Here is a 25,627-nt window from a genome sequence, read left to right on the forward strand (position 1 = left end):
CGCCCCTCCCCCACGTGGGCGGCCCTGGCGCGGCGTGGGTGCGCTGCGGCGTCGGCGCGTGCGCGCTCACGCCGCCCGCCCGGCGCGGGGTGTCAGCGCAGGCGTTCGCGGATGAGTCCGACGACCTTGCGCGTGTGCGCGACGCGCTCGAAGACGAGGGGGCGCTCGTAGCCGCGCACCATGAGCGAGACGGTGCCGCGGCGGCGCCGGTTGGCGTCGAGGACGTCCGCGAGGCGGATGCTGCCGGTGCGCGCGGTCAGCTTGGCCGGGCGCACGCGGATCCGCCGGTCGGTCAGCTGGAAGAGCTGGTGGCGGGCGCGCAACAGCGGCAGCAGCAGGCGCCAGGCCAGCAGGATCGCCCACACGCCGACGATGCCGTTGCGCACGTCGACGCTGACGGTGCCCGCACCCGGGCCGTCGAGGTAGCCGACGGCGATCCAGGCCAGGGCCGTGATCAGGACGCACTCGAGCACGGCGAAGGTCAGCGAGCCCAGCGGGGCGCTCAGGTCGACGATGAGCCGCTCGGGGCGCCGCGCCCGGGGCGCCGGCGCGGCGTGCGGGTCGCGGCCGGGCGTCACTGGCCGGGCCGCCAGGGTCGCAGGTGGGTGACGTCGCCGGCCGAGAGGGTGCGGTGGATGCCCTGGTCGTCGACGACGACGAGCTCGCCGTCCTCGGCGATGCCCTCGGCCACGCCGTAGATGGTGTCCGAGGGGGTCTCCACGCGCACGGCCTGGCCGATGGTGCCGCTGGCGGCGCGGTAGTCGGTCAGCAGCTGCGGCGAGCCGGACTCCCACTGGCGCACGCGGCGCTCGAGGGCGGTGAGCACGGCGACGGCGACGGCCTCCATGCCCTCACCCGCAAGGAGGTCGTTCTCGATGGCCAGCGAGGTCGCGGTGGGCACCGGCAGGTCCTCGGGCGCGATGGAGACGTTCAGCCCGCAGCCGAGGACGATGCGCGGGTGGTCCTCGCCCAGGCCGTCGGCCTCGGCGAGGATGCCGCAGACCTTCTTGCCGCGCACGAGCACGTCGTTGGGCCACTTCAGCTTCGAGCCGGCCACGACGTCGGAGAAGGCCAGGCCGGCGGTCAGCGGCAGCAGGCCGAGCCTGTCGAGGACCTCGGAGACGGGGCCGGCGAAGACCTCGGCGGCCGGGCGGTAGACCACGGAGAAGATCAGCTGGGTGCCGGGCGGGGCGGTGAAGCTGCGGCCCTTGCGCCCGCGGCCGGCGGACTGGTGCCCGGCCAGCAGCACGGTGCGGTCGACGGGGTCGGCGGCGTCGATGAGGTCGGCGTTGGTCGAGCCGGTCTCCTCGACGTACTCGATGGACGGGTAGAACTCCGCGAGGGCCTCGCGCACGGTGGTGATGTTCACGCCGACCAGAGTAGGTGGAGCGAATAATTTTCCGCCAACCTTCGGCACCGTAACCTGGGGTGACGCAGGTGGCGCGGCAAATCCCGATCACTTCGGTCTTGAAACATTTGCCCGGGATGGTTACTATCGCCGAACATGACTGATCCCTCATCTTCGGCGGTGCTCACCGCCCCGCCGACGACCGCCGAGCGCAACGACGACCTCCGCCGGCGGCGCGCCGAGGTCCGCCTGCCGATGGGCCAGGCCGCCGTGGACAAGGTGCACGACAAGGGGCGGCTGACCGCCCGCGAGCGCCTGGACGTCCTGCTCGACGAGGGCAGCTTCGTCGAGATCGACGAGCTGGCCCGCCACCGCACCCACGCCTTCGGGATGGACAAGCGCCGCCCGGTCACGGACGGCATCATCTGCGGCTGGGGCACCATCGACGGCCGCGAGGTCTGCGTGTTCTCCCAGGACGGCACCGTCTTCGGCGGCGCCCTCGGCGAGGTCTACGGCGAGAAGATGACCAAGCTGCAGCAGCTGGCCTGCGAGACCGGCCGCCCGCTGATCGGCCTCTACGAGGGCGCCGGCGCGCGCATCCAGGACGGCGTGGTCTCGCTCGACTTCATCGCGCAGACCTTCTACCACAACGTGCGCGCCTCGGGCGTGGTCCCGCAGATCTCCGTGATCATGGGCGCCTGCGCCGGCGGCAACGCCTACTCGCCCGCGCTGACCGACTTCGTGGTCATGGTCCGCGACTCGGCGAAGATGTTCGTCACCGGCCCGGACGTGATCACCACCGTCACCGGCGAGAAGATCACCCAGGCCGAGCTCGGCGGCGCCGAGGTGCACATGACCACCGCCGGCAACTCCCACTACACCGCCGCCGACGACACCGACGCCCTCGAGTGGGTCCAGGAGCTGGTCAGCTACCTGCCCGGCAACAACCGCGAGCTCGCCCCCGTCGAGCCCGCCGAGGTCGAGGAGGGGCAGATCGCGGACTCGCTGACCGAGACCGACCTCGCCCTCGACTCGATCATCCCGGACTCGCCGAGCACCCCCTACGACGTGCGCGACGTGGTCGCCGCCGTGGCCGACGACGGCGAGTTCCTCGAGATCCAGGCCGAGCGCGCCGAGAACGTCGTCTGCGCCTTCGGCCGCGTCGAGGGCGCCTCGGTGGGGTTCGTGGCCAACCAGCCGACCCACTTCGCCGGCTGCCTGGACATCGACGCCGCCGAGAAGGCCGCCCGCTTCGTGCGCACCTGCGACGCCTTCAACATCCCGGTGGTCATGCTCGTCGACGTGCCCGGCTTCCTGCCCGGCGCCGACCAGGAGCACCAGGGCATCCTGCGCCGCGGCGCGAAGCTGCTCTACGCCTACGCCGAGGCCACCGTCCCGAAGATCACGGTGACCATGCGCAAGGCCTACGGCGGCGCCTACTGCGTCATGGGCTCCAAGGGCCTGGGCGCGGACCTCAACCTGGCCTGGCCCACCGCGCAGATCGCGGTGATGGGCGCGGCCGGCGCGGTCGGCTTCATCCACCGCCGCACGCTCAAGGCCGCCGAGGCCGAGGCCGTGGCGAACCACTCCCCCGAGGACGCCGAGGCCGAGGTCGCCGCGCTGCGCGCCCGCCTCGAGCGCGAGTACGACGACTACATCCTCAACCCGTACCTCGCCGCCGAGCGCGGCCTGGTCGACGCGGTGATCCTGCCCAGCGAGACCCGCGGCGAGATCGCCCGCGCCCTGCGCCTGCTGGCCACCAAGCGGAAGACCCGCCCGGCGCGCAAGCACGGCAACATGCCGCTCTGATCCAGCCGCCCACCGAAGCAGCCCACCCCGCCCCCGCCCACCGAACACCCGGAAGGACAAGAAAAAGATGTCTCCCCTCTTCACCGTCACCAACGGCTCCCCGACCGCCGACGAGCTGGCCGCGCTGGCCACCGTCGTCGCCGTCGGCCGCACCACCGCCGCGGCCGCTATCGGCACCCCGGGCCGCGGGCGCGTCGCCGCCCGCCGCGGCGGGTCGTGCCCGGCGGGGCGAAACGGTTGGGCCGCCCCGGGCGATATGTTCTCGGGAATCTCCTCCGCACCGCTGCCCGGCGTCTCCTACATCTAGCCCGCCACGGACGCGCACCGCCCGCGACCGCAGGCGCTGAGCGCGTCCCGGCGCGGGTGCCACCCGCGCGTCACGGGCTCCGGGCGCACGCGGCGGGCGGAGGCGGTCCCGGCAACAGACCGCTGACGATCTAGAATCGAAGCCCATGACTGATCTTTCCACCACCGCCGGAAAGTTGGCCGGACTCCAGCAGCGCCTCGAGGAGGCCCACGCCCCGCGGGGCGAGAAGGCCGTCGAGGCGACCCACGAGGCCGGGCGGCTGACCGCCCGGGAGCGGGTCGAGCACCTGCTGGACCACGACTCCTTCGTCGAGATCGACGCCCTGGCCCGCCACCGCGTGGAGGCGCACGGCCTGGACGCCGACCGCCCCGCCACCGACGGCATCGTCGCCGGTTACGGCACCGTGGACGGCCGCAAGATCTGCGTGTTCGCCCAGGACCGCGACATCTTCGACGGCCGCCTCGGCGAGGTCCACGGCGAGAAGATCACCAAGGTCCAGAAGCTGGCCGCCACCACCGGCGTGCCGCTGGTCGCCTTCCTCGAGGGCGCCGGCGCGCGTGCCGCCGAGAACGTCGCCGCGATGGCCTTCTACTCCACGATCATCGCCGGGCAGGCCAAGGCCTCCGGCCTGATCCCGCAGATCAGCGTCGTCACCGGCGAGCTGACCGGCCCGCACGCGCTGCTGGCCTCCCTGGCCGACTTCACGGTCATGGTCGAGGGCGGCGCCGCGGTGAGCCTGACCCCGCCGGAGATCATCACCACCGTCACCGGCGCCGAGGTCGACCCGGCCGCCGACCTCGGCGCGCAGGCGCACGCGGCGACCTCCGGCACCGCGCACCTGACGGCCGCCGACGACGCCTCCGCGGTCACGGCCGTCGCCGAGCTGCTCGGCGTGCTGCCGGCCAACAACCGCGCCGAGGCCCCGCGCGACCTGGACGCGCGTGTGACCGGCCCGATCAGCGAGAACGTCACCGACCGTGACCGCGAGCTCGACGCCGTCATCCCGGACGACTCCACGGTGCCCTACGACGTCCGCGAGGTCATCGAGCGCGTCGTCGACAACGGCTGGTTCCTCGAGCTGCAGGCGGCCTACGCCGACAACGTCGTCACCGGCTTCGGTCGCATCGAGGGCCGCGCGGTGGCCGTCGTGGCCAACCAGCCGGTCGCCCTGGCCGGCTGCCTGAGCGCGGCCGCCGCCGAGAAGGCCGCCCGCTTCATCCGCGTGGCGGACTCCTTCAACATCCCGGTGGTCACCTTCGTCGACGTGCCCGGCTTCCTGCCGGACACCGGCGAGGAGCTGGCCGGCGTGGTGCGCTGCACCGGCAAGCTGGCCGCCGCCTACGCGGAGGCCGCCGTCGGCACGCTGACTGTGGTCACCCGCAAGGCGATGGGTGCGGCGGCGATGGTCATGGGCGCCAAGCACCTGGGCGCGGACCTCGTCTTCGCCTGGCCGACCGCGGAGATCGCCGCGGTGACCGCGGACGTCGCTGTCCCGGAGATCCACGCCGCGGAGCTGGCCAAGGCCGAGCGCCGCCGCAAGGACACCGCCGCGATGCGCGAGAAGTTCACCGCCGAGTACGAGGCCGAGGCGCTCACCCCGTACCTGGCCGCCGAGCGCGGCCTGGTTGACGCCGTCATCCCGCCGAACCAGACGCGCGGCCAGCTCGTCGAGGGCCTGCGCCTGTTCGACCGTAAGGTCATCTACCCGCCGGCCAAGAAGCACCCGAACACCCCGCTGTAAGGAGGAACGATGACCACTGCGCAACCGATGTTCACCGTCCTGAGCGGGCACCCGGACGACGTCGAGATCGCCGCCCTGGACAAGGTGCTCCACGACGTCGCGCGCCGCTCCTCGGGACCGCAGGAGCGCGAGCGCAACGACTGGGGCCACACCGGCGCCCGCCGCCTGCACGTCGCGGGCTTCAACCCGGCCGCCTTCCGCACGCTGACCTACCGGTGAGTACGCCCGTGCCCGAACCCGTGCGCCTGATCCTGGCCTCCCGCTCCCCCTCGCGCGCCGCGCTGCTGCACGCCGGCGGCTGCGAGCCGGAGCTCATCCCCGCCGACGTCGACGAGGACGCCATCCGTTCCTCGCTTGACGACGCCGCGCCCGCCGACGTCGTGGCCGCCCTCGCCGTGGCCAAGGCGCGCGCGGTGCGCGCGCGCCTTGACGGCGACACGCCCGCCGTCGTCATCGGCTGCGACTCGATGCTGCTGCTCGACGGCGAGCTGCAGGGTAAGCCGCACACCGCCGAGCGTGTCGTCGAGCGCTGGCGCGCCCAGGCCGGCAAGGCGGCGGACCTGCTGACCGGGCACTGCGTGATCGGCCCCGACGGCCGCGAGATCGTCGAGACGGCCGGCACACGCGTCTTCTTCGCCGACGCCCGCGAGGACGAGATCGCCGCCTACGCGGCCTCCAGCGAGCCTCTCGAGTGCGCCGGGGCCTTCACCCTGGAGGCGCTCGGCGGCTGGTTCATCGACCGCATCGAGGGCGACCCCTCCTCGGTGATCGGGCTGTCGCTGCCGCTGCTACGCCGGGCGCTCAACGCCTTCGGCTACCCGGTCAGCGCCTTCTGGGCCCGCTGAGGGGCTCTCCCCGGGTCGGCTGACCGGTTCAGCCCGGTGACCATCGGCCGGGCTCAGTAGCCGTAGCCGTAACCGCCGCCGTAGGCCGGCGGGGCGTAGCCCTGCCCCTGCTGACTGCCGTAGCCGGATCCGTCCCCGGTGCCGTAGGTGCTGCCGTAGCCGCCGGTGCCGTAGCCCGCACCCGCGGACGGCCCCGTGCCGTTGCCGTAGGTGTTCTTTTGACGGCTCGGCGCCTGCGGGGCCTGCCCCGCACCGCCCGTGCTGCCCGTGCCGCCCGCGGCACCGGCACCGCCCGCGCCGCCCGCGCCCTGGGCCGGGCTGCGCCCGGCCGTGGTCTCCGCGCCGGAGGTGCCCGCCTCGTCGGCGGACGCGGCGTCGTCAAGCAACCCGTCGGCCTCCGGCGGCAGGAGCTTGCGCAGCTGCGCCCACAGCAGGTCCTGCAGCGAGAGGGCGAAGTCGTCGGACATGTGGTTGCCGTCGCGCCACATGTAGATGTTGCCCATCTCCGCGCCGCAGAAGCCGTCCGGGCAGAACCAGCCGGAGGTGTCCACCGCGAGCATGTCGGGGCGGGCCTCCAGGTAGGGCCGCGCCGGGTCGGAGTCGGCGTAGATGTGGTCGATCGGGCGGCCGCAGTCGTGGAAGTCGTTGCCCTCCTCGAGGCACTGCGAGACCATGTCGGGCCCGCCGTCCTCGAGGAGGAACCAGGGGTTGTCGCGCAGGCCGAGGAACGGGATGCCCTCGCCGGCCAGGAAGTCCCACAGGGTGATGTAGGACTGCGGCACCGAGTCGATGGTCTCGCCGAGCTCGAGCAGCGGGCGCGTGGAGTTGGAGACCACCAGGTCCGGCTGGCGCTCCTCGATGCGCTCGATGACGCGCTGGTTGAAGATCTGGCAGCCCTCGTCGAAGACGCCGTCGAGCTCGGTGACGAAGGCCGGGCAGGACTGGCGCACCAGCGGCACGACCTTGAAGCCGTGCTTCTTGCCCAGCTCGTCCATCGGGGCCATCCACTGCTCAGCGTGCGAGCCGCCGATCAGGTAGACCTCGACCTCGGCGTCCTTGTCGCCGAAGATGCAGTGCTCGGCCTCCTCGCCGGTGTAGCGGTCGATGACCAGCTCGTCCGGGTCGTCCTCGAAGGTGGACATGCAGCCGGCGGCCCACGCCGGCGAGACGGTGTCCGCCAGCGCGTAGGGGTCCGGGCCGGGCTTGACGCCCTCCGGGGCCTTCGCGCCGGTGAGCACGCGCGCGCCCGGGTGGTCGGCCGGGTCCAGGGTGCCGTCCTCGACCTGGCTGACGCTGGACTGCCAGGCCCCGGGCACCGACAACAGGCCGGAGGCGACCAGAGCGACGGTCACGCCACCGGCGGCGCGCAGCAGCGCCGGGGTCTCGTTGACCACCTTGCGCGAGGCGTCGGCCACGCGGTTCTCCGAGCGCGTCGGGCGCTTGGCCTTCTGCTGCAGCGGGCTCTCGATGAAGCGGTGGGTCAGGTCGGCCAGCACCAGGGAGCCGGCGATGACGAGCACGCCCAGCCAGACCGGCGGGCGGGTCATGCCGAGCATCACGGTCGACAGGATGAGGATCGGCCAGTGCCACAGGTAGAGCGCGTAGGCGATGCCGCCGAGCCAGCGCGCGAAGCGGCTCGCCAGCACCGAGGCCACCCGGCCGCCGCCGAGGATGACCAGCACGGCCCCGCCCAGCGGGTAGAGCGTCCAGGGGCCCGGGAAGTAGGCGGCGCCGTCGAAGAGCAGGCCGGTGGTGACCACCATGGCCAGGCCGACGACGGTGCAGACCTCGCGGGCCCAGCGGGCCAGGTGGATGCGCGAGCCGTAGAGCAGCAGGACCGCACCGAGGGTCAGCTCCCACATGCGCGAGAACGTCGAGTAGTAGTTCAGCGCCTGGTCCACTCGGTGCAGGTGGACCGCGTAGCAGAAGGAGAGCACCGTGGCGGCGATGAGCACCGGCCCGGCGATGCGCACGGCCGGGGTGACACTCTCGCGCCCGGCGCGGCGCTGGCGGCGCAGGATCACCGCGATAATCCAGCCGAGCAGCACGGCGCACAGGTAGAACTGCCCCTGCACCGACATCGACCAGATGTGCTGCAGCGGGCTGGTCGTCGCCGAGGCCGCACCGTAGGCCTGGCCCTGGTTCGCCAGCTCCCAGTTCTGGTAGTAGAACAGGCTGGCCACGAGTTGATTGGCGACGCCGAGCTGGCGCAGCGCGGGCACGAACCAGGCCACGGCGAGCGTGGTCGCCGTGAGCACGAGGACCAGCGACGGCAGGAGCCTGCGTGCGGTGCGCCAGATCGGCCACCACATGTTCAGCGAGGCGTCGGGGCGCTCGGCGTAGCGCAGCTGGGAACCCAGGAAGAAGTAGCCCGACAGCAGCAGGAAGACGTCGACGCCGCCGGAGACCCGGCCGACGAAGACGTGGAAGATGACGACGAAGGCGATGGCGATGCCGCGCAGTCCGTCGAGGTCGTAGCGGTATTTCGCGGTGCCGAGACCACCCGGGTGCCCGGAGTTGTCCACGCTCGTAGTCACCTCAGAACCAGCGGTCCTCTTCCCCGTCCCGTCGTCGTCCTTCGCGCCGCGCGGTGGACGGACCGCGCGCGCCGTGCCCGGGCCCGGACGCGCCGCCCCACGGCGCCGGCCCCGGACCCGGGCGATAACCGCGTGGAATTGTATCAGCAGGTGACCGGGCCGCGGGCGTGCGTGGCCCGTAGCGGGTTAGTGTGGGCGCCATGGAGATCAACGACATGCTCGCCCCGCCCCCGGTCCACCTGCCCGCCGACCCGGCCGCAGAGGCGCACGACCCGCAGACCCCGGCCACGGCCATCGCCCACCCGGACAGCCCGCTGGTGTGGGCCTCCCGCGCCGAGCAGGCCCTCGACGCCCTCGAGGCGGCCGGGGAGAAGGCCGCCGACGAAGACAAGCTCGTCGCCTACGCCTTCGCGCGCACCGGCTACCACCGCAGCCTGGACCGCCTGCGCCACAACGGCTGGAAGGGCTGGGGCCCGGTGCCCTTCTCGCACGAGCCGAACCAGGGCGTGCTGCGCGCCATCGCCGCGCTGGCCCGTGCCGCGAAGCTGATCGACGAGGACGACGAGTACGACCGTTGCCGCCAGATGCTCTCCGACGCCGACCCGGACTGCGTGGCCACGCTGCTGGACCGGTAGGTCCCGCGCCGGCCCGACGCCCGCCCGACACACGCCATGCCGTGAACTGCGTCATGGCGCGTCCGTCTGCGTGACCGCGGGGCCCCACGGCGGTATCGTGGGGGTACAAATATACGTCGCCCCCACCGATCCCCGCGTGTGGGCGACGAAGCAGTCCCGGCAGCAGAAAGGTCACCATCGTGCCAGTGCCGTTTGATCCGCACCCACCCTTCCAGCAGTACGCCCAACCGGAGCGGCTGGTCACCGCCGCGTGGCTCTCCGCCCGGCTCGGCGTCAAGGGGCTGCGGGTCGTCGAGTCCGACGAGGACGCGCTCCTCTACGACATCGGGCACATCCCCGGAGCCGTGCGCATCGACTGGCAGCGCGACCTCAACGACCCGGTCACCCGCGACTTCATCGACGGCGAGGCCTTCGCCCGCCTGATGCGCGAGAAGGGCATCTCCCGCGACGACACCGTGGTCATCTACGGCGACAAGTCCAACTGGTGGGCCGCCTACACCCTGTGGGTCTTCGAGCTGTTCGGCCACGAGGACGTCCGCCTCCTCGACGGCGGCCGCGACGCCTGGATGGCCGAGGAGCGCGACACCTCCTTCGCCGTGCCCGAGTACCCGGCCACCGACTACCCCGTCGTCGAGCGCGACGACTCTTCGGCCCGCGTCTTCGTCGACGAGGTGCTCGCCGCCGCCCGCGGCGAGAACGGGCTCTCACTGATCGACGTCCGCGACATCGACGAGTACACCGGCAAGGCCTCCGACCAGAACTACGCGCCGAAGTCGGTCGAGCGCTCCGGCCACATCCCGGGTGCCGTGCACGCCCCGTGGCGCTCCGCGGTGCACTTCAACAACAACTTCCGCCCGGTCGAGGAGCTGCGCGAGAACTACTCCGCGCTCGATCCGGACGCGCCCACGGTCACCTACTGCCAGCTCGGCGACCGCTCCGCGCACGCCTGGTTCGTGCTGAAGTACCTGCTCGGCTTCGACAACGTGCGCAACTACGACGGCTCGTGGTCCGAGTGGGGCAACATGATCCGCATGCCGATCCGCACCGGCGAGGAGCCCTAGACCGCTCCCCCACCGACGGGTGCCGCGCCTTCGCGTGGCACCCGTTTTTCGCACCGGCACCGCGCGGGCACGCGCGCCGGACCGACCGCGCCGGCCCCGGCCACGCCGGGGCCGGCGCCCGGCGCAATGACCCCATTTCTACAGCCCCAGCGCAACAACAGCGCCGCCTGTCGGCGCGGCACCCCCGTAACTGTTCCCGCCGACGGTGCGATAGACGGGACGTCGAAATCGGCGCGCCGAAACATGAGGATTCGCTCAATTTTTGTCGCGTGCCCTAGACTGGCGTAAGTTACGGTGCCGAAACAAGCACCCGTCCACGCCCCAACCGAGCCCAGGAGAGTGACAGTGGCCGTCGAATCCCGGAAGATCAGCAAGGTCCTCGTGGCCAACCGCGGAGAGATCGCCGTGCGCGTCATCCGCGCCGCCAAGGACGCGGGAATCGCCTCCGTGGCCGTCTACGCCGAACCGGACGCCGGCGCCCCCTTCGTCGAGATGGCCGACGAGGCCTTCGCCCTGGGCGGCTCGACGGCCGCCGAGACCTACCTGGACATCGAGAAGATCGTCGCCGCCGCCGGCAAGTCCGGCGCCAACGCCGTGCACCCCGGCTACGGCTTCCTGGCCGAGAACGCCGACTTCGCCCGCGCCGTCATCGACGCCGGGCTGATCTGGATCGGGCCCTCGCCGGAGTCCATCGCCGCCCTCGGCGACAAGGTCACCGCCCGCCACATCGCCGAGCGCGCCGACGCCCCGATGGTGCCCGGCACCCAGGACCCGGTCGCCGACGCCGACGAGGTCGTCGCCTTCGCCGGGAAGCACGGCCTGCCCATCGCCATCAAGGCCGCCTTCGGCGGCGGCGGGCGCGGCATGAAGGTCGCCCACGAGCTCGACGAGGTCGCCGAGCTCTACGAGTCCGCCACCCGCGAGGCCACCACCGCCTTCGGCCGCGGCGAGTGCTTCGTCGAGCGCTACCTCGACCGCGCCCGCCACGTCGAGGCCCAGGTCCTCGCCGACCAGCACGACAACGTCATCGTCGTGGGCACCCGCGACTGCTCGCTGCAGCGACGCTTCCAGAAGCTCGTCGAGGAGGCCCCCGCGCCCTACCTGACCGACGAGCAGCGCGAGCTGATCCACTCCTCGGCCAAGCGCATCTGCCGCGAGGCCGGCTACTACGGCGCCGGCACCGTCGAGTACCTCGTCGGCTCCGACGGCCTGGTCTCCTTCCTGGAGGTCAACACCCGCCTGCAGGTCGAGCACCCCGTCACCGAGATGACCACCGGCATCGACCTGGTCCGCGAGCAGTTCCGCATCGCCGAGGGCGAAAAGCTGCGCTTCACCGAGGACCCGACCCCGCGCGGGCACGCCTTCGAGTTCCGCGTCAACGGCGAGGACGCCGGATCCAACTTCATGCCGACGCCCGGCACCGTCACCGGCTACCATGAGCCGTCCGGCCCGGGCGTGCGCGTCGACTCCGGCGTGCGCGAGGGCTCCGTGGTCGGCGGCCAGTTCGACTCCATGCTGGCCAAGCTGATCGTCTACGGCGAGGACCGCACCGAGGCTCTCGAGCGCTCCCGGCGCGCCCTGGACGAGTACACCGTCGAGGGCATGCCGACCGTGCTGCCCTTCCACCGCCTGATCGTCTCCGACCCGGCCTTCATCGGCGACGAGGACGGCTTCTCGGTCTACACCAAGTGGATCGAGGAGGAGTGGGACAACCCCATCGAGCCGTTCACCGACCCGACCGAGACCGCCGACGAGGACGGCACCGACCCGAACCACAAGGTCGTCGTCGAGATCAACGGCCGCCGCGTCGAGATCGCGCTGCCCTCCTCGCTCTCCCTGGGCGGGTTCACCCCGCGGCGCAAGACCCGCAAGCGCCGCGCCACCGGCAAGGCGACCGCCGCCTCCGGCGACGCCGTGCTCGCCCCGATGCAGGGCACCGTGATCAAGGTCAACGTCTCCGAGGGCGACGAGGTCGCCGAGGGTGACGTGGTGGCCGTGCTCGAGGCGATGAAGATGGAGAACCCCGTCAAGGCCCACAAGGCCGGCACGGTCACCGGGCTGACCGCCGAGGAGGGCGCCGGCGTGACCAAGGGCGAGCAGCTGCTCGAGATCAAGTAGCGCGGGGCGGCCCGGCCGGGTGTCTCGGCCGGGTGTCTCGCCCGGGCGTATCGAAGCCGTAACGATCCGGCGCGGTGTTCCCCTACCCTCCACGGGTATGTCCACCACCGCGAAAGTCATCGCTGCGGCCGTAGCTGTCGCCGTGATCGTCGCCTGCGCGCTGACCGTCACCGTCAACCGCTTCAACGCGGCGGAGATCGAGTCGCTGCGCGAGGGCGCCGACGCACGCGGGCAGAGCTACGAGCTGGAGATCCACGAACCCGTGTTCAACACCTACTCGTTCCGCGTGCTCGAGAGCTGATCTGAGAAAGACGCCGCCCGGCGGGATCATCCCCGCCGTCTCTGTCCGGGCCGTACGCCTCAGCGGCCGGACCGGGCCGCCGGGCGCCCGGCGCCGTCAGGCGATCTCGACGATCAGGTCACCGCCCTCGACCTTGGTGGCCTGCTTGATCACCACGCGCTCGACGGTGCCGTCGACGGTGGCGGAGATGGAGGCCTCCATCTTCATCGCCTCGATCACGGCGACCTGGTCGCCGGCCTTGACCTCCTCGCCCTGCTCGACGGTCACCGTGACCACGCCGGCGAACGGCGCGGGCACCTGGCCCTCGACGGACGGGTCGGCCTTCTCCACCGAGGAGGTCACCGACTCGACCGAGTGGTCGCGCACGCGCAGCGGGCGGACCTGGCCGTTGACGGTGCAGACCACCGAGCGCATGGCCTTCGCGTCGGGCTCGCCGACGGCGTCGAGACGCACGGTCATGCGCCGCGAGGAATCCGGAATCTGGATGACGCGCTCGACGCCCTCCTCCAGACCGTAGAAGAACTCGCGGTCCTCCAGGCGCGAGACGTCGCCGTAGCGCTGGCGGTGCTCGGCGAAGTCCTTCGCGGGCTTCGGGAAGAGCAGGCGGTCCAGCGTCTTGCGGCGCGTGGCGCGGTCCTTGGAGTGCAGGGCCTCGGAGTCCTCCGGCTCGAGGTCCTTGAGCGGGTCCGGGCTCTCCTTGCGTCCGGCCAGGGCCTTCTCGCGCAGCTCCTCGGGCCAGCCGCCGGGCGGGGTGCCCAGCTCGCCGCGCAGGAACGCGATGACCGAGTCCGGGATGTCGTGGGCCTTCGGGTCCTCGGCGAACTCGGCGACGGTCACGCCGCTGCCCACCAGGGCGAGCGCCAGGTCACCGACGACCTTCGAGGACGGGGTGACCTTGGTCGGGCGCCCCAGCAGCTCGTTGACGTCGGCGTAGGTGTCCTCGATGAGCTCGAAGCGGTCGGCCAGGCCCAGGGCCGTGGCCTGCGCGCGCAGGTTGGACAGCTGCCCGCCCGGGATCTCGTGGTGGTAGACGCGCCCGGTCGGGCCGGGCACGCCGGCCTCGAAGGGCTTGTACAGGGCGCGCACGGCCTCCCAGTAGGGCTCCAGGTCGCAGACGGCCTGCAGGTCCACGCCGGTGTCGCGCCAGGTGTTGGCGAAGGCGGCCACCACCGCGGACAGCGAGGGCTGCGAGGTGGTGCCCGACATCGGGGCGCTGGCGGCGTCCACGGCGTCCGCGCCGGCCTCGGCGGCGGCCAGGTAGGTCGCCAGCGAGCCGCCGGCGGTGTCGTGGGTGTGCACGTGCACCGGCAGGTCGAACTCGTGGCGCAGGGCCTTGACCAGCTTCTTGGCCGCGGCCGGCCGCATCAGGCCGGCCATGTCCTTGATGGCCAGGATGTGCGCGCCGGAGTTGACGATCTGCTCGGCCAGGCGCAGGTAGTAGTCCAGCGTGTAGAGGTCCTCGTTCGGGTCGGTCAGGTCGCCGGAGTAGGCCATGGCGACCTCGGCGACCGTGGTGCCCGTCTCGAGGACGGCGTCGATGGCCGGGCGCATCTGCGAGATGTCGTTGAGCGCGTCGAAGATGCGGAAGACGTCCACGCCGCTGTCGGCGGCCTCCTGGACGAAGGCCTTGCAGACCTCGTCCGGGTACGGGGTGTAGCCGACGGTGTTACGCCCGCGCAGCAGCATCTGGATGTTGACGTTGGGCATCGCCTGGCGCAGGTCGTCCAGGCGCACCCACGGATCCTCGTGCAGGAAGCGCATGGCCACGTCGTAGGCCGCCCCGCCCCAGGCCTCGACGCTGAACAGGTTCGGCGTCATCCGGGAGACGGCACGGGCGGCCGGGATGAGTGCCTCGCCGCGCACGCGGGTGGCCAAAAGCGACTGGTGGGCGTCGCGGAAGGTGGTGTCGGTCAGCTTCAACGCGTCCGACTTGCGCAGCCGGCGGGCGAACTCCTCCGGGCCGTACTGCAGCAGCTCGTCGCGCGAGCCGCGCGGCAGCGGGGCGGACTCGTCGAGCTCGGGCAGCTTCAGCCGCGGGCGCACGGCCTCGAAGGGCTCGCCGTGCGGGCGGTTGACGGTGACCTCGGCGAGGTACTCGAGGATGCGGCTGGGCTCATCGTCGACCGGCGGGGCCTGCAGCAGCCAGGAGTGGTCGGCGATGAAGGAGGTCGAGATCCGGTTGTGCTGGAAGTCGTCCTCGTGCAGCAGGGCGCGCAAAAAGCCGATGTTGGTGGTCACACCGGAGACGTCGAACTCGGCGAGCGCACGCTGGGCACGGGCGACGGCGGTGGCGAAGTTCGGCCCGCGGCAGGTCATCTTGACCAGCATGGAGTCGAAGTTCGGGGTGATCTCGCCGCCGAGCTGGGCCGCGCCGTCGAGGCGCACGCCGGCGCCGCCCGGCGAGCGGTAGGAGGTGATGGTGCCGGTGTCGGGCCGGAAGCCGTTGTTCGGGTCCTCGGTGGTGATGCGGCACTGCAGGGCCGCGCCCGAGGTGTGGATGTTCTCCTGGCGCAGGCCCAGGTCCTCGAGGGTGGCACCGGCGGCGATCTGCATCTGCGACTTGACCAGGTCGACCTGGGTGACCTCCTCGGTCACGGTGTGCTCGACCTGGATGCGCGGGTTCATCTCGATGAAGACGTGGCGGCCCTCGCGGTCGACGAGGAACTCGACGGTGCCCGCACCCTGGTAGCCGATGTGCTCGCAGAAGCGCACCGCGTCGGCGCAGATCTGCTCGCGCAGCTCCGGGTCGAGGTGCTGGCCCGGGGCGATCTCGACGACCTTCTGGTGGCGCCGCTGCAGGGAGCAGTCGCGCTCGTAGAGGTGGATGACGTTACCGGCGGTGTCGCCGAGGATCTGGACCTCGATGTGCTGCGGGTCGATCACGGCGCGCTCGACGTAGACCTCGCCGGAGCCGAAGGCGGCGGCCGCCTCGCGGGAGGCCTCCGCGGCCAGCTCGCGCAGCTTGTCGGGGCTCTCGACGAAGCGCATGCCGCGCCCGCCGCCGCCGGCGACGGCCTTGACGAACAGCGGGTACTCGCGGCCCTCGGCGTACTCGACGATGGTGTCGATGTCGTCGGAGGCCGGCGAGTCGTCCAGGATCGGCAGGCCGGCCTCGGCGGCGGCCTCGACGGCGGCGGCCTTGTCGCCGGTCAGGTCCAGGACCTCCGGCGGCGGGCCGATGAAGGTGATGCCGTTGTCCGCGCACGCGCGCGCCAGTGCGGCGTTCTCGGAGAGGAAGCCGTAGCCGGGGTAGATCGCGTCGGCGCCGGTCTTCTTGGCGGCGCGGATGATCTCCTTGATGTTCAGGTAAGCCTTGACCGGCGAGTCGTCGCGCCCGATGCGCACGGCCTCGTTGGCGAAGGAGCGGTGGAAGGAGTTGCGGTCCTCCGCCGGGTAGACCGCCACCGTCGAGGCGCCGACCTCGTAGGCCGCGCGGAACGCGCGGACGGCGATCTCCCCGCGGTTGGCCACGAGGATCTTCTCAAAACTGGGGGTGTTTTCGGATACCACGGGGCATCGGTCCTTTCTCCGTGAGCCCGGCGCGCAGGGCCCGACCGCGCGCCTGCAGATTGTGCGCGTGAATACGCGTACTCCCAAAAGTGTAATCAAACACTCTGAAAGGCCGGAAACGGCCACCCCTCACACGACGTCGCCCGTGGTGCGCGCACCACGGGCGTCGGAAATCACGGGGTGAATGAATCAGCGCTTCGCGTCCGCGACGGCACGCTGCTCGGGGCCGTTGTAGGCGGACAGCGGGCGGATCAGCGAGTTGTTCTCGAACTGCTCGACGATGTGCGCGGTCCAGCCGGCCAGGCGGGCGACCACGAAGATCGGGGTGAAGAAGTCCGTGGGGAAGCCCAGGATGTGGTACGCGGGGCCGGCCGGGAAGTCCAGGTTGGGCTTGATGCCGGTGCGCGCGTCCATGGCCTCCTGCATGTTCTCGTACATCTCGACCCACTTCTCCTGGTCGTGACGGCGGGCCAGCTCGCGGAAGGCCTTCTCCATGCTGGGCACGCGCGAGTCGCCGCGCTTGTAGACGCGGTGGCCGAAGCCCATGATCAGGTCCTTGGCGTCCAGGCGGGCGTTGACCCAGTCGGCGGCCTTGGCCGGGTCGTCGATCTCCGCCATGGCGTGCATGACGAACTCGTTGGCGCCGCCGTGCAGCGGGCCCTTGAGCGCGCCGACGGCGCCGGTGATCGCGGAGTAGGTGTCCGAGCGCGTGGAGGTGATCACGCGCGCGGTGAAGGTCGAGGCGTTGAAGGAGTGCTCGGCGTAGAGGATCAGGGACTGCTCGAAGGCGCGGATGTCCTCCGGGTTCGTCGCCGGCGAGCCCTCCTCGGTGCCGAAGACCATGGTCAGGAAGTTCTCAGCCACGCCCTTGTCCGGGTCCGGGGCGATCACGCCCTTGCCGGCGCGGCGGCGGATGTCCAGGGCGATGGCCATGGGCAGCTGGGCCTGCAGGTGGTGGCCGACCAGGCGGATGTGGTCGGAGTCCGGGGTGAACAGCTCCGGGTCCTTGGTGCCCAGGTAGCTCACGGCGGTGCGCACGACGTCCATCGGGTGGCAGGTCTCCGGCAGGGAGTGCACGGCGGCGACCAGGCCCGGGTCGAGCTCGCGGTAAGAGCGCCCGGCGGCGTTGTGCTCGGCGAGCTGCTCGGCGGTGGGCAGCTCCCCGTTCCACAGCAGGTAGGTGACCTCCTCGTAGGAGCAGTTCTCCACGAGGTCCTGGACGGGGTAGCCGCGGTAGGTCAGGGAGTTCGTCTCGGGCATCACCTTGGAGACGGCGGTGTAGTCGGCCAGCACGCCGGCCAGGCCCTTGTAGATCTTCTGCTCGTTCTGCTCGGTCATGGTCGTGGTTCCTCTCGTGTTCCGCCGGCCGGGCGGCCGGGGTGACCGGCCGGTGAGGCCGGGCGGATGTGGTTCCTTGCGGTTGCTTACGGTCCTGTCAGTTGCTCGGGTCGTAGTTCTCGCGGGAGTAGGCGGACACCGACTGGTCGAAGTCGTTGTACTCGGCGTAGCGCAGCAGCTCGTAGAGCCGGGCGCGGTGCTGCATGCGGTCGACCCAGCCGGTCTGCGTGCCGCTCTCCGCGATCTCGCCGAGGGCCTTTTCGACCTGCCCCATGGCGATGCGCAGCGTGGTCACCGGGTAGATCACGGCGTCGTAGCCGAGCTCCTCGAGGCGGCCGGCGGGCAGCAGCTCGGTCTTGCCGAGCTCGGTCATGTTGGCCAGCAGCGGCACGTCCGGCACAGCCTCGCGGAAGCGGGCGAACTCGTCCTCGGTGTGCAGCGCCTCGGTGAAGATCAGGTCGGCGCCGGCGTCGCGGTAGGCCTTCGCGCGCTCGATGGCGGAGTCGATGCCCTCCACCCCGGCGGCGTCGGTGCGCGCGCAGATGACGAACTCGCTGTCGCGGCGCTCGCGCACGGCCGCCGAGAGCCGGCGGACCATCAGGTCGGCGGGCACGACCTCCTTGCCGTCGAGGTGGCCGCAGCGCTTGGGGTTGACCTGGTCCTCGAAGTGGCAGCCGGCCACGCCGGCGTCCTCGAGCTCGGAGACGGTGCGCGCGGCGGACATCGGCTCGCCGAAGCCGGTGTCGACGTCGACGAGCACGGGCAGGTCGGTGGCCCGGGCGATCTGGTGGGAGCGGGCGGCGACCTCGGTGAGCGTGGTCAGGCCGATGTCCGGCAGGGCCAGGTCGGCGGCGACGACGGCGCCGGAGACGTAGACGCCCTCGAAGCCGGCCTCCCCGATCGCGCGGGCGACCAGCGGGGAGAACGCGCCGGGCAGCCGGGCGATCGACGGCCCGGACAGCGCCGCACGCAGGCGGCGGCGCCGCTCGGTGGGGGTGATCTGCGAGGAGTAGAGGCCGGCCATCAGAACAGCCCCTCCGGGGTCTCGGGGGCCTCGGCGAGCTTCTCGGCGCTCAGCTCGATGTTGAGCTCGCCGAGGTCGTCGAGCTCGGGCAGGGCCTGGGCCGCCTCGAGGAAGCGGTCCTGCTCGGTGTCGTCGACCACGCCCTCGGCCAGGGTGCGGAACTTGGCGATGTACTGCCCGCGGGCGAAGGGCCGGTTGCCGCCCGGGTGGGCGTCGGCCAGGGCCAGCTCGTCCTCGATGACGGTGCCGCCGGCAAGCGTCACCACGGCACGGGCGCCGAAGGCCTTCTCCGCCGGGTCGGTCGAGTGGTAGCGGCGGGTCCACTCCGGGTCCTCGACGGTGGAGATCTTGCGCCACAGCTCGACGGTCCCCGGGCGGTGGGCGCGCTCGGGGGCGTAGGAGCGCTCGTGGTGCCAGTCGCCGTCCTCGAGGGCGACGGCGAAGATGTACATGATCGAGTGGTCGAGGGTCTCGCGCGAGGCGTCCGGGTCGAACTTCTGCGGGTCGTTGGAGCCGGTGCCGATGACGTAGTGGGTGTGGTGGCTGGTGTGCAGCACGATGGACTCGACCTTGGCCAGGTCGCCGCCGGTGGCGTCGAGGACGCGTTCGCGCATGCGCCGGGCCAGGTCGATGGGCGCCTGGGACTGGTACTCGGCGGAGTGCTCCTTGGTGAAGGTGTCCAGGACGGCGCGCTTCTCCTCGCCCTCGGCGGGGAGCGGGACGGTGTACTCGGCGTCCGGGCCGGAGAGCAGCCAGGCGATCACGCCGTCCTCGCCCTCCCAGATCGGGGCGGGCGCGCCCTCGCCGCGCATCGCGCGGTCGGTGGCCTCGACGGCCATCTTGCCGGCGAAGGCCGGGGCGAAGGCCTTCCAGGAGGAGATCAGGCCCTTGCGGGACTGGCGGGTGGCGGTGGTGGTGTGCAGCGCCTGGCCGATGGCCTGGTAGATGGTGTCGACGTCCAGGTGCAGTAGGGCGCCCAGGCCGGCGGCGACCGAGGGGCCGAGGTGGGCGACGTGGTCGATCTTGTGCTCGTGCAGGCAGATGCCGCGCACGAGGTCGACCTGGATCTCGTAGCCGGTGGCGATGCCGCGGATCAGGTCGCGCCCGCTGGCGCCGGAGTGCTGGGCGACGGCCACGATCGGCGGGATGTTGTCGCCGGGGTGGGAGTACTCGGCGGCCAGGAAGGTGTCGTGGAAGTCGAGCTCGCGCACCGCGGTGCCGTTGGCCAGGGCGGCCCACTCGGCGGAGAAGCGCCCGGGTACGCCGAAGACGGCGGCGCCGCGCTCGGCCACGGGGTGCCCCTCGGCCTGGCGGCGGGCGACGGTGACCGGGCGGCGCAGCACGGAGGCGGCGCTGACGGCGGCGTTGTCGATGATGCGGTTGACGATCATCTCGGCCGTCTCGGCGGGCACCTCGACCGGGTCGGCGGCGACGCGCGCGATCTTGTGGGCCAGGTGCTCCTCGTAGGGGAAGTCCTCCGCGGAGCGGTGGGAGCGGACGGTGTGCTCGATCATTGCGTGGCGACTCCTCGCTTCGTGTCGGGCGGTGCGCGGCCGGTCCGGCCCCGCACGGCATGGTGTGGTGCTGCCCACCCTAAAGCATCTGTTGTGTCGCCTCTCACTTTTAGCGGGATAGTTTTCTTCGATTACCGACGTCGCACATCTCCCCCGTGCGCGCCCACCTGCGGCGTCCGGCGCGCGCGGGCGCGAAGCGCCCGCGACCGGGGGGTAACGTGACCTCGCACGGGCGCCACCGGGACGTCGTCAATCTCCCCGGAGACGCGGAAACGCCGACCCCGCCGGGGAAGGCGGGATCGGCGCTAAGGTGCCGGGAGGCTAGTCCAGGTCGTCGTGGGCGACGAGGCGGCGGGCGGCCTCGGTGATCGAGCCCGACAGCGACGGGTAGACCGAGAAGGTCTCGGAGAGGTCGGCGACGGTGAGGTTCTTGCTCACGGCGAGGGCGACCGGCAGGATCAGCTCGGAGGCCGTCGGGGCGACGATCACGCCGCCGATGACGATGCCGGAGTGGCGGCGGCAGAACAGCTTGACGAAGCCGTGGCGCAGCGAGCGCATCTTCGCGCGCGGGTTGGTCTGCAGCGGCAGGGTGATGGTGCGCGCGGAGATCTCGCCGGACTCGACCTGGGCCTGGGTGACACCCACGGCGGCGATCTCGGGGCGGGTGAACACGGCGTTGGCCACCGTCTTCATGCGCATCGGGGTAACCCCCTCGCCGAGGGCGTGGTACATGGCGATACGGCCCTGCATGGCGGCCACGGAGGCCAGCGGGAAGAGGTCGGTGCAGTCGCCGGCGGCGTAGATGCCCGGTACGTTGGTGCGCGAGACGCGGTCGACGTGGATGTGGCCGGACTTGGTCAGCTGCACGCCGACACCCTCCAGGCCCATGCCGTCGGTGTTCGGGATGGAGCCGACGGTCATCAGGGCATGCGAGCCCTCGATCTCGCGGCCGTCGGTGGTGCGCACGATGACGCCGTCGCCGGTGTTCTCGGCGGACTCGACGCGGGCGTGCTTGACCAGGTGGACGTTGCGCTCGGACAGGACGGTCTCCAGGACGTCGGCGGCGTCGGCGTCGTCGTGCGGCAGGATGCGGTCGCGGGAGGCGACCATGGTCACCTTCACGCCGAGCTCGGCGAAGGCGGAGACGAACTCCGCGCCGGTGACGCCAGAGCCGACGACGATCAGGTGCTCGGGAAGGTCCTTGAGGTTGTAGACGTCACGCCAGGTCAGCACGCGCTCGCCGTCCGGCTGGGCGCCGGGCAGGATGCGCGGGTGAGCGCCGGTGGCCACCAGCACCAGGTCACACTCGAAGGTCTTCTCCGCGCCGTCGGCGTGCTCCACGCGCACGAAGTGCGTGGCCAGCTTCCCGGTGCGCGACTCGAACTTCGCGTGGCCGTCGATGACGGTCACGCCGGCGCGGCGCATCTGGGAGTAGATGTCGGCCGACTGCTTGCGGGCGAGCCGGCGCACACGGTTGTTCAGGGCGTCGACATGGAAAGGGGCCTCCGCCGCTTTCTGGCTGAGGCCCATGTCTTCCGCGCGCCGCAGGTCGGTGAGGATGTTCGCGCCCGCGATGAAGGACTTGGAGGGCACGCAGTCGAGCACCACGGCCGAGCCGCCCATGCCGCGATCCTCGATGAGGGTGATATCGGCGCCGTACTTGGCGCCGGCGAGGGCCGCCTCGTAGCCGGCCGGTCCTCCGCCGATGATGACGATGCGCTTGGACAACGGGTTCTCCTCCGCAGTGGTTTCAGACATACCGTTTGGGGCACGACACAATTGTGCGCGTGCCCGGCGTGCTTCACAGTGATGGCAGTACGCGCCCAAGCTTAACGGAGGCCCCCGCCAACCGCCGGGCTGGGGGCATTCGAAATACGGAACTCCGGGGGTGTGCCCCCACCCCTGCACCGCGGGCGGCAGCGGGCTGGCGCGGCTGCGGCACCGCGGGCGGCGGCGGGCCGGCGGGGTTACTCGGAGGCCTCGGAGCCGGCCGTCGCCGGCGGCTCGGAGCGGTGGTAGCGGTCCACGGTGGCGGCGAAGAGGCGCACGCCCACGGCCAGGGCGCGCTCGTCGACGACCAGGTCGTCCTGGTGGAGGTCCTGCATGCGGCCCTCGCCGGACCAGCAGCCCAGGCGCGCCATGGAGCCGGGCACGTGCTCGAGGTACCAGGAGAAGTCCTCGCCGCCGCTGGACTGCGGGGCCTGGACCACCGCGTGCGGGTCCAGGGAGGTCACGGCCTCGGCGAGCATCGAGGTCGCCACGTCGTCGTTGAGCACCGGCGGCACCCCGCGGGTGTAGTGGACGTGGGCCTCGCAGCCGGTCGGGGCGACGACCTGGTGGACCATCTCCGTGAACTGGCTCTCGATCTCGCGCCAGACGCCCATGTCCGCGGTGCGCAGCGTGCCGGTGACGTTGCCCTGGCGCGGGATCGCGTTGGGCGCGTAGCCGGCGTTGACGGTGCCGAAGACGAGCACGGTGCCGGTGCGCGGGTCGATGCGCCGGGAGAGCAGGCCGGGCAGGTCGGTGACCAGGCGGCCGAGGGCGTAGACGACGTCGCCGGCCATGTGGGGCCTGGAGGTGTGCCCGCCCGGGCCGGTGACCTTGATGTCGACGAGGTCGGTCGCCGAGGTGATCGCCCCGGTGCGCAGGCCCACGCGGCCGACCTTGAGCTTCGGCTCGGCGTGCACGGCGTAGATGGCCGCGACCCGGTCGAGCGCGCCGAAGCCGATGACCTCCGGCGCGCCACCGTCGAGGACCTCCTCGGCCGGCTGGAAGATCACGCGCACCCCGGTGCGCAGCTGGTCGGCGCAGTCTGCCAGGGCGCAGGCCAGGGCCAGCGCGATCGTGGTGTGGGCGTCGTGGCCGCAGGCGTGGCAGACCCCGGTGTCCTCCGAGGCGAAGGGAAGGCCCGTGCGCTCAGTGATCGGCAGGGCGTCGATGTCGGCGCGGAACGCCAGGCGCTCCCCCTCGGCGGGCCCGATGTCGACCATCAGGCCGGTGCCGGGGAACCGCCTCGGCTCCAGCCCGTGCTCCTCGAGGCGGTCGACCAGGAACTGGGTCGTGTCCTCCTCCATGTGGGAGAGCTCGGGGTGGGCGTGGAGGTGCCGGCGCCAGGAGACCACCTCGTCGTGGTGTTCACGCAGCCAGGAGTCCACTGAGTCGATGATGCGCACGTGCGTCGCGCTGCCTTCCTACTCTCCGCGGGCCGGGGTTGCGGCTGCCCGGGGACCGGGCACAAATACTCCCCCGATCTTAGTACCCGGCGACTTCGGCCCGGGCCGTTACGGTGCGGGTTCCGCTGACTCGTCGGCTCACTCGTCCGCGCCGGGTCCGTCCCCGCCCGACCCGCCCTCGCCCGGCCAACTCTCACCCGAACGGTCCTTGCCCGACCGTCCATTACCGGGCCCGTCCATGCCCGGCACCCCGCGGCCGCCGGGGCGCGGGAAGCGTCCGGGGCGGTTGAGCCCGCGCCCGCCGCGGGTGCCCGGCCTCTTGCCCGGGTCCTTCCGGGACTCGCGCGTCTCGCGCGCCTGGTGGACGCCGAGGAGCTCGCGCTCGCGGAAGGTCAGGGTGTCGCCCTCGGCCGCCGGCCAGCGCATGTCGATGTCGAGCACGCCGGCGTCGGTGGAGCGCGGCCCCGGGGTGTGCGTGGCGTCGGGGAGGAGGACGGCCGGCGGCACGTCCAGGGCGCGGGCGACGGCGTAGACGTTCGACAGCGTCGGGTCGGTCGCGCCCTTGCGGTTGGTCTCGTTGCGCTCCCACATGCTGATGGTGTTGCGCGAAAGCCCCGAGGCCTCGGCGAGCTCCTGCTGGGTCAGCCCGCGCATCACGCGCAGCCGGCGGACCCGGGTGCCCAGGGCAAGCGCGAAGCTACGCCAATGAGGCTCCGAAGTTTTCTCCATGGCTCCAACTCTGCCCACCGCGGCGAGCATTGTCCGCCAACCATGGTGGTCACGGAGCCGATTGGGAGACGGTGCACGCGGGGGCGCACCCAGCGTGGCGGATCACATGTGGTCCAGGTCCATGTTCCGCGGGCCGTAGAGGCGGTCGCCGGCGTCGCCGAGGCCCGGCACGATGTAGGCGTCCTCGTTGAGCGAGGGGTCGATCGCGGCGGTGATCAGGCGCACCGGCAGCCCGGACTCGGAGAGGGCCTTGACCCCCGGCTCGGCGGAGACCATGCACACGGCGGTGATGTCGGTGGCGCCGTGGGCGACCAGCAGGTGGATGGCGTGCAGCAGAGAGCCGCCGGTGGCCAGCATCGGGTCGACGACGAAGACGGGCCGGCCCGAGAGGTCCTCGGGCAGCGCCTCGAGGTACGGCACGGGCTCGTGGGTCTCCTCGTCGCGGGCCAGGCCGATGAAGCCGACCTGGGCGTCCGGGATCATGGAGAGCGCCGGGTCGATCATGCCGAGTCCGGCACGGATGACCGGCACCACGATCGGCGGCTCCTTCAGGCGGGTGCCCTCCGCGGTGGCCACGGGGGTGACGGTGTCGAAGTGCTCGACCTCGAGGTCGCGGGAGGCCTCGTAGATCAGCATCGCGCCCAGGTCCGCGAGGGCGGCCCGGAAGGCGGCGTTGTCGCTGCGCGCGTCGCGCATGAGGGTCAGCCGCGAGGCGGCCAGGGGATGATCGACCACGGTGATGTCCATGGGCACAATCCTAGGTTCTCCACGGAACCGCCGAGGGGTGCGGGCCGGTCAAAGAGAGTATGGAGAAACTCACGTCCCCGCCACACACCCTCGACCTGGACACCGAATACGCCCGCGTGCTGGCCGCCGACCTCGCAGCTGGAGCGCGCGCCACCCGCCCGCTGCCGCAGGTGCTGCCCGCGACCCCCGTCTACGCGGTCTACCGCCGCGCCCTGGAACAGGCGGTGAACACCCTCGGCGAGGCCGGCGAGCGCCTGGCCGAGCGCGCCGGCAGGCTCGCCGCCGACAGCCTGCGCGCCGTGGAGGCCATAGAGACTGACGACGCCGCGCTGGGCGCCGCCCTGCCCCACGACCGGCTCGGCGCGGGCGGCGGTGAGGCGCGATGATCGACCTCGCCTCCGCCATCGCCCCGCTGGCCGCCGCCCGCCCGCCCGGGCTTCCGGGCGTGGAGACCCCCGAGCTTCCCGACCTCGCCGCGGCCGGGGCACTCGGCCCGCTGCTCGGCGGGGACCCCGAGCCCTACCTGCGTGCCGGCGCGATCCTCGAGCAAGAGCGCGGGGAGCTGACCGGGGTGGCGGCCGAGGCCGCCGCGCTGGCCGACGGCGCGCGCCACGACCTGACCGCGCTGGTCGCCGAGACCCTCGACCGGCTCATCCGCACCGCCCTGCCCATGGCGATGCCCGGCAACCCGGTGGCACCGGCCGCGATGGCTGAGGCCATCGGCATTCTCACCGACGCCCGCCTGCGCGCCGAGGAGCGCCTTGAGCGCCTCGCCGCCGAACTCGCCCCGCTGGCCGCCCGCCTGGAGCAGGTCGCCGGCCGGGCCGCCGAGGCCTCCGGGGCCGTCCCCGAGGGCGCCTTCACCAGGCCCACGGGCCTCGACGCGGCGC

21 protein-coding genes and 1 pseudogene are annotated in these 25,627 nt (G+C 72.1%); 11 read left to right on the top strand and 11 right to left on the bottom strand.

The window, feature by feature from the left end:
- Positions 1-92 precede the first annotated feature (92 nt).
- On the bottom strand, positions 93-578 hold the full coding sequence (locus QQA02_RS10040) for a hypothetical protein (RefSeq protein ID WP_284775540.1): 486 nt from the start codon (positions 576-578) through the stop codon (positions 93-95).
- Entirely contained in the window at positions 575-1,369 is a 795-nt protein-coding gene (locus tag QQA02_RS10045; RefSeq protein WP_284775537.1) for a biotin--[acetyl-CoA-carboxylase] ligase, read from the bottom strand. The genes QQA02_RS10040 and QQA02_RS10045 overlap by 4 nt, the downstream gene beginning before the upstream one ends.
- A 135-nt stretch (positions 1,370-1,504) precedes the next feature.
- On the opposite strand from QQA02_RS10045, the gene QQA02_RS10050 reads away from it, so the two are divergent.
- The 5 genes from QQA02_RS10050 (at position 1,505) to QQA02_RS10070 (ending at position 6,050) form a co-directional block, all read left to right on the top strand.
- The gene (locus QQA02_RS10050; RefSeq protein ID WP_284775535.1) at positions 1,505-3,157 is read left to right on the top strand and encodes an acyl-CoA carboxylase subunit beta; all 1,653 of its coding nucleotides are present in this window, start codon (positions 1,505-1,507) and stop codon (positions 3,155-3,157) included.
- 67 nt (positions 3,158-3,224) lie between these two features.
- A complete protein-coding gene (locus tag QQA02_RS10055; RefSeq protein ID WP_284775534.1) occupies positions 3,225-3,464 on the top strand; it encodes an acyl-CoA carboxylase subunit epsilon in 240 nt (79 codons plus the stop codon).
- Between the two features lie 145 nt (positions 3,465-3,609).
- The gene (locus QQA02_RS10060) at positions 3,610-5,205 is read left to right on the top strand and encodes an acyl-CoA carboxylase subunit beta (RefSeq protein WP_284775532.1); all 1,596 of its coding nucleotides are present in this window, start codon (positions 3,610-3,612) and stop codon (positions 5,203-5,205) included.
- A 9-nt stretch (positions 5,206-5,214) separates the two neighbouring features.
- Positions 5,215-5,424 (top strand): acyl-CoA carboxylase subunit epsilon, encoded by a 210-nt coding sequence (locus tag QQA02_RS10065; RefSeq protein ID WP_284775530.1) that lies wholly within the window; start codon positions 5,215-5,217, stop codon positions 5,422-5,424.
- 20 nt (positions 5,425-5,444) lie between these two features.
- On the top strand, positions 5,445-6,050 hold the full coding sequence (locus QQA02_RS10070) for a Maf family protein (protein WP_284775611.1): 606 nt from the start codon (positions 5,445-5,447) through the stop codon (positions 6,048-6,050).
- A gap of 404 nt (positions 6,051-6,454) precedes the next feature.
- On the opposite strand, the pseudogene QQA02_RS10075 reads toward QQA02_RS10070, so the two are convergent.
- Positions 6,455-8,575 (bottom strand): annotated as a pseudogene (locus tag QQA02_RS10075) (acyltransferase family protein); the annotation flags it as partial.
- Positions 8,576-8,787: 212 nt separating this feature from the next.
- On the opposite strand from QQA02_RS10075, the gene QQA02_RS10080 reads away from it, so the two are divergent.
- From QQA02_RS10080 to QQA02_RS10095, 4 genes are all read left to right on the top strand, one after another.
- Positions 8,788-9,222 carry a DUF3151 domain-containing protein gene (locus tag QQA02_RS10080; RefSeq protein WP_284775527.1) on the top strand — a complete coding sequence of 145 codons (435 nt, stop codon included), beginning with the start codon at positions 8,788-8,790 and terminating at the stop codon, positions 9,220-9,222.
- A gap of 179 nt (positions 9,223-9,401) precedes the next feature.
- Complete coding sequence (locus QQA02_RS10085) at positions 9,402-10,283, top strand: sulfurtransferase (RefSeq protein WP_284775525.1); 882 nt, start codon at positions 9,402-9,404, stop codon at positions 10,281-10,283.
- A 345-nt stretch (positions 10,284-10,628) separates the two neighbouring features.
- Positions 10,629-12,401 (top strand): acetyl/propionyl/methylcrotonyl-CoA carboxylase subunit alpha, encoded by a 1,773-nt coding sequence (locus QQA02_RS10090; RefSeq protein ID WP_284775523.1) that lies wholly within the window; start codon positions 10,629-10,631, stop codon positions 12,399-12,401.
- Positions 12,402-12,498: 97 nt separating this feature from the next.
- The gene (locus QQA02_RS10095; RefSeq protein ID WP_284775521.1) at positions 12,499-12,702 is read left to right on the top strand and encodes a hypothetical protein; all 204 of its coding nucleotides are present in this window, start codon (positions 12,499-12,501) and stop codon (positions 12,700-12,702) included.
- A 96-nt stretch (positions 12,703-12,798) separates the two neighbouring features.
- On the opposite strand, the gene QQA02_RS10100 is transcribed toward QQA02_RS10095, so the two are convergent.
- The 8 genes from QQA02_RS10100 to upp form a co-directional block, all read right to left on the bottom strand.
- Positions 12,799-16,212, bottom strand: a complete 3,414-nt coding sequence (locus QQA02_RS10100) for a pyruvate carboxylase (RefSeq protein WP_284775762.1) — start codon at positions 16,210-16,212, stop codon at positions 12,799-12,801.
- A 189-nt stretch (positions 16,213-16,401) separates the two neighbouring features.
- Entirely contained in the window at positions 16,402-17,550 is a 1,149-nt protein-coding gene (locus tag QQA02_RS10105) for a bifunctional 2-methylcitrate synthase/citrate synthase (protein ID WP_284775760.1), read from the bottom strand.
- Positions 17,551-17,647: 97 nt separating this feature from the next.
- On the bottom strand, positions 17,648-18,574 hold the full coding sequence (gene prpB, locus QQA02_RS10110) for a methylisocitrate lyase (protein ID WP_284775758.1): 927 nt from the start codon (positions 18,572-18,574) through the stop codon (positions 17,648-17,650).
- On the bottom strand, positions 18,574-20,088 hold the full coding sequence (gene prpD, locus QQA02_RS10115) for a 2-methylcitrate dehydratase PrpD (protein WP_284775754.1): 1,515 nt from the start codon (positions 20,086-20,088) through the stop codon (positions 18,574-18,576). The genes prpB and prpD overlap by 1 nt, the downstream gene beginning before the upstream one ends.
- Before the next feature lie 321 nt (positions 20,089-20,409).
- Entirely contained in the window at positions 20,410-21,846 is a 1,437-nt protein-coding gene (locus QQA02_RS10120; protein ID WP_284775752.1) for an NAD(P)H-quinone dehydrogenase, read from the bottom strand.
- Positions 21,847-22,055: 209 nt separating this feature from the next.
- Positions 22,056-23,261, bottom strand: a complete 1,206-nt coding sequence (locus QQA02_RS10125; RefSeq protein ID WP_284775751.1) for an amidohydrolase — start codon at positions 23,259-23,261, stop codon at positions 22,056-22,058.
- A gap of 138 nt (positions 23,262-23,399) precedes the next feature.
- Positions 23,400-23,990: a helix-turn-helix domain-containing protein gene (locus tag QQA02_RS10130; RefSeq protein ID WP_284775749.1), complete on the bottom strand. Its 591-nt coding sequence runs from the start codon at positions 23,988-23,990 to the stop codon at positions 23,400-23,402.
- 102 nt (positions 23,991-24,092) lie between these two features.
- Positions 24,093-24,737: a uracil phosphoribosyltransferase gene (gene upp / locus QQA02_RS10135; RefSeq protein WP_284775748.1), complete on the bottom strand. Its 645-nt coding sequence runs from the start codon at positions 24,735-24,737 to the stop codon at positions 24,093-24,095.
- A gap of 59 nt (positions 24,738-24,796) precedes the next feature.
- Here upp and QQA02_RS10140 point away from each other — a divergent pair, with 59 nt between their 5' ends.
- Positions 24,797-25,123 (top strand): hypothetical protein, encoded by a 327-nt coding sequence (locus tag QQA02_RS10140; RefSeq protein ID WP_284864207.1) that lies wholly within the window; start codon positions 24,797-24,799, stop codon positions 25,121-25,123.
- Positions 25,120-25,627 (top strand): hypothetical protein (locus tag QQA02_RS10145; protein ID WP_284864208.1); only part of this gene is annotated, 508 nt, incomplete at its 3' end. The genes QQA02_RS10140 and QQA02_RS10145, both read left to right, overlap by 4 nt.

This window comes from Corynebacterium sp. MSK006 (assembly GCF_030232385.1).
GTDB lineage: Bacteria > Actinomycetota > Actinomycetes > Mycobacteriales > Mycobacteriaceae > Corynebacterium > Corynebacterium frankenforstense_A.

Coding starts and splice junctions, on each gene's coding strand:
- QQA02_RS10060 (WP_284775532.1), top strand. CDS start 3,610: ATGACTGATCTTTCCACCACCGCCGGAAAGTTGGCCGGACTCCAGCAG.
- QQA02_RS10055 (WP_284775534.1), top strand. CDS start 3,225: ATGTCTCCCCTCTTCACCGTCACCAACGGCTCCCCGACCGCCGACGAG.
- QQA02_RS10095 (WP_284775521.1), top strand. CDS start 12,499: ATGTCCACCACCGCGAAAGTCATCGCTGCGGCCGTAGCTGTCGCCGTG.
- QQA02_RS10065 (WP_284775530.1), top strand. CDS start 5,215: ATGACCACTGCGCAACCGATGTTCACCGTCCTGAGCGGGCACCCGGAC.
- prpB (WP_284775758.1), bottom strand. CDS start 18,574: ATGGCCGGCCTCTACTCCTCGCAGATCACCCCCACCGAGCGGCGCCGC.
- QQA02_RS10140 (WP_284864207.1), top strand. CDS start 24,797: ATGGAGAAACTCACGTCCCCGCCACACACCCTCGACCTGGACACCGAA.
- QQA02_RS10050 (WP_284775535.1), top strand. CDS start 1,505: ATGACTGATCCCTCATCTTCGGCGGTGCTCACCGCCCCGCCGACGACC.
- QQA02_RS10080 (WP_284775527.1), top strand. CDS start 8,788: ATGGAGATCAACGACATGCTCGCCCCGCCCCCGGTCCACCTGCCCGCC.
- QQA02_RS10130 (WP_284775749.1), bottom strand. CDS start 23,990: ATGGAGAAAACTTCGGAGCCTCATTGGCGTAGCTTCGCGCTTGCCCTG.
- prpD (WP_284775754.1), bottom strand. CDS start 20,088: ATGATCGAGCACACCGTCCGCTCCCACCGCTCCGCGGAGGACTTCCCC.
- QQA02_RS10105 (WP_284775760.1), bottom strand. CDS start 17,550: ATGACCGAGCAGAACGAGCAGAAGATCTACAAGGGCCTGGCCGGCGTG.
- QQA02_RS10120 (WP_284775752.1), bottom strand. CDS start 21,846: ATGTCTGAAACCACTGCGGAGGAGAACCCGTTGTCCAAGCGCATCGTC.
- upp (WP_284775748.1), bottom strand. CDS start 24,737: ATGGACATCACCGTGGTCGATCATCCCCTGGCCGCCTCGCGGCTGACC.